This is a genomic window from Clostridium sp. (assembly GCF_016650095.1).
In the GTDB taxonomy this organism is placed as follows: Bacteria; Bacillota; Clostridia; order Clostridiales; family Clostridiaceae; genus Clostridium_AD.
Window position 1 is genome coordinate 1 of sequence record NZ_JAENWL010000372.1, and the last position, 3707, is coordinate 3707.

4 protein-coding genes and 1 riboswitch are annotated in these 3707 nt (G+C 30.7%); all 4 genes read right to left on the bottom strand.

Annotated features, from left to right (window positions below; all coding sequences use genetic code 11):
• Window positions 1-268: 268 nt before the first annotated feature.
• A riboswitch (SAM riboswitch) is annotated at window positions 269-379 on the bottom strand.
• An 82-nt stretch (window positions 380-461) separates the two neighbouring features.
• Window positions 462-842 (bottom strand): DUF1523 family protein, encoded by a 381-nt coding sequence (locus tag JJE11_RS16455; protein WP_291637575.1) that lies wholly within the window; start codon window positions 840-842, stop codon window positions 462-464.
• A gap of 222 nt (window positions 843-1064) precedes the next feature.
• The gene (locus JJE11_RS16460) at window positions 1065-1211 is read right to left on the bottom strand and encodes an LDCC motif putative metal-binding protein (RefSeq protein WP_291637577.1); all 147 of its coding nucleotides are present in this window, start codon (window positions 1209-1211) and stop codon (window positions 1065-1067) included.
• 259 nt (window positions 1212-1470) lie between these two features.
• The gene (locus tag JJE11_RS16465) at window positions 1471-3267 is read right to left on the bottom strand and encodes a penicillin-binding protein 2 (RefSeq protein ID WP_291637579.1); all 1797 of its coding nucleotides are present in this window, start codon (window positions 3265-3267) and stop codon (window positions 1471-1473) included.
• A gap of 255 nt (window positions 3268-3522) precedes the next feature.
• On the bottom strand, window positions 3523-3707 hold a 185-nt coding region (locus tag JJE11_RS16470; protein ID WP_291637581.1), incomplete at its 5' end, for an ATP-binding protein.

The following is a 3707-nucleotide window of genomic DNA, read 5'->3' on the forward strand; positions in this document are numbered from 1 at the left end:
ACTGCTCTTGCTCCTGTAGTAGGGTCTGGAACCTGTCCTGCATGTACCTGTAACGTTTCAAAACTTAATTTTCTCTCACTCATAATAAATTCTCCTTTTTTTTTATTTTAAATAAGTGTAATAAAATACAAATAAAATCCATTATACTATTTTACAATAATGTCAATATTTTTTATTTAATGAGAATAAAAATAAGCTACTCTCCTATAAGGAAAGTAGCAATGGTAACTTTAATAAGCAATAAAATTGCATCGTAAATTTGCTATCGTCCTTATCTTTCAGATTTTACAATCTGCAGGAATTGACACCACTACATTCGATTAAGAATGCTGGTTGTCGGGCATCATCGGGCCGGTCCCTCTGCCACTCTGGATAAGTTGTATTCAGTTGTTATTGTCTAGTATATTATTCATAAAAGTAATTGTCAATAACTTTTTTAAATAAATAGAATCATTTTTCTACTATTTTATCCCTTTAACTTTTATAATATTTTGATACCTTGATAATAAAGGTATATTCCAGCCATATGCTTTAATTTCGTATTTCGCACTAAGTATAAGTCCCCAATACACATTTTCAGAATGAATTTTAAACTCTAGTAAACTATTAGTATTTTTAAATATCTTTATATTACCATCTTCCATTTGTGTATAAATTAAATACGTATCAATATTATCAAGTTTTATTATTCGTTTACTCGCAATTGTTACTATATAAGTATTTCTAAAAAAATGTGGAAATAACATAATTACGCCAAACATTACAATAAAGCAAATAATCACTTTTACAATCTTAAATTTTAGAATAAATTTCTTTCTAAATTGATAAGAAGTATTTTTCATTATATAATCTCCTTAATTTAATAAATCCACTTACTTTAATTGTTACTCTTTTTTCTGGAGATTAGAATATAATATATATAAATATTTCTAAAATTATTCTTTTTATAGCTGAAAATAAAAAAAACATCAAAGTGAATGATCATCACCTCAAATGGCTATCAATATTTCTAAACTCTATTAAGGTACATTCAAGTAAATAAAATAAAACCCCGAACTGGAGTTTTATTTTTGTTTTTTAGTTTGCCCAGTTTTTTTGCTTTTATTAGAGTTTAATCCACAGCAATCTAATTTTTTATCACCAAAAGATTCTTCATTAGCTTTTTCCATGCCTTTAATAAAATTATCATACCACTTTTTAAATTTTTTCATATAACCCTCCATTAAATTTACTTTATATAATAACTATCTATAGCTCTATTTTAACATTATCATATGAAGATACTATGAAGACTGGAACTTCACGTTTTCTTGCTATAGTTTTTAAACGTAATTATTCATTAAATAATAAGGAGTGCTACTTTAAATTTCAAAGTAGTACTCCTTATTAGGGACATTCAAGAAAATAACAAGTCAGTATACTAGCCTATTATAGGCTAGCCTATTCTAGGCTCGTCTATTCTAGGCTCGTCTATTTTGCAGTTTTTTGAGTATTTGTATCACTCACATTATCCGGAGCTATGTTAAGTAATGTAAACAACTCCGAAAATAGCTTATTTGCTGCCGGTACCGCTGTCTGAGCAGCATAATATTTTGCTGAGTTTGGTTCCTCTATACTAACTATTAATGTTACTTTTGGATTGCTCGCAGGAGCCATACCCACAAATGAGGATGTATATTTACCGGGATCGTAACCTCCTGTGGTAGTATTGACCTTATTTGCAGTTCCTGTTTTTCCAGCTATATGATACCCCTCCATATAGGTTGCAGTTGCAGTTCCTTCCTTAACGACCCTTTCCAAATACGTTCTTAATTGAGCTGTTTTTTCTTTACTCATTATAATCTTTTCACCAAGACTATTAAACTGTTTGTCTACAACTTTTTTATCATCTACCATATGAGATATTTCCTTCATAACATGGGGCTTTATCCATTTACCTCCATTAGCTACTGCATTGAAGGCAGCAATATACTGCACTTGAGTAACTGCAACCCCTTGTCCAAATGACATGGTAGCAAGATCAATAGGTTTAAAAGTTTTTAAATCCTTCATTAACCCAGTACTTTCACCGGGCAAGTCTATACCCGTTTTCTGCCCAAATCCAGCCTCTTTTGCAAATTTATAAAAATTATCCTTACCAATCTTCTGGCCAAGCTGAATAAATCCAACATTATCGGAATTTTTAATTATATCCGACAAAGTCTGAACTCCATTATCCTCTTTATTATCATTATACAATATCCTATTTCCAACCTTGATGCTTCCATCACTTATAAAGCGATCATTGTCTGTTACTACATTATTTTTAAGTGCCGCCGCTGCTGTTATAACCTTAAAAATTGATCCTGGCTCAAACACATTACTAATAGCTCTATTCTTCCAGATTTCTTGTGTTTCTTCATCTGTTTTACCTAGTACATAAGGCTTATTTAAATTATAGCTAGGCGAGTTCGCCATGGCTAAAATCTCGCCATTATTTGGATTCATAATTGTTATACTTACAGATTTAGCGCCATTTTCAGTTAATGTTTCTTTAGCTACTCTTTCAGCTAACTCCTGAATGCGTTCATCTATAGTTAATGTTAAATTCTTTCCATCTATAGGTTTAACCGTCACTGCTTCCGTGTACGGCAATTCATTACTAGCCCTATCCATTTCAACCACTTTTATTCCAGGAATACCTGTTAATACACTATTGTAACTCAGTTCCACTCCATTTACTCCATTTCCATCTAAATTAGCATGTCCAATAACATGGGATAAAAAACTGTCATTTGGGTACAACCTCTCTACATCTTTTGAAATTATTATTCCATTATATTTCAAAGCTTTAATAGAATCTACAACTTCCTTCCCGACCTTTCTTTGCAATGATACAAATTGAAGTGGATTACCTTTGCTATCTTTGCTATCTAATATCTTTTTTATTTCCTTGTTTTCAACATTTAGCATGCTTGACAATTGGTCAATTGCTTGCTCTGCAGGTATTTTTTTATCAACTAGATATGTTTTTAATACACTTAAATCAGCATCTACCCTATAAACATTCATGCTTAGTGCCAGCTCGAAACCATTTCTGTCCAGAATTGCACCCCTCTTGGGAGCTACTTCTATAGTTTTTGTCCACTGCTGTGATGCCAACAGTTTATAATCAGTACCATTAAAAACCATTAAATAACCCAACCTACTCATAAGAGCGATAAATACTAAAGAAAATAATATACCTATAACAAAAATTCTTTTACGACCTACCTTTTTTCTTATCAAACCGCTCACCAACCTGTTCTATATTTTAAATTAAAAATAAATATTACTAACTGATTATTATTTTCTTATTGATTCTTTATATCTCCATCTGACTATCATATTTTCATCAGACTAAATCTCAAATTAATTGAAAGCCATATCAAAAGAGAAGAACTATGTACTCTTTTTACATGACTTATAAATTAACAATACTATCCAATTATTATAACATAGTCTTACATAAATTAGCATATTTTTATATCATTTATGATATAATCACAAAATCCTATTGAAATACACTGTAACAACGCATCCCTTTCCCTCTTTACTTTTAACGTCAATTACTGCCTTATGAAGGTTTAATATATTACGTACAATAGTTAGTCCTATTCCCGTGCCTTCTATTTCATGTCTACTTTTGTCTCCTCTATATAACCTCTCGAATATATAAGGTAAGTCAT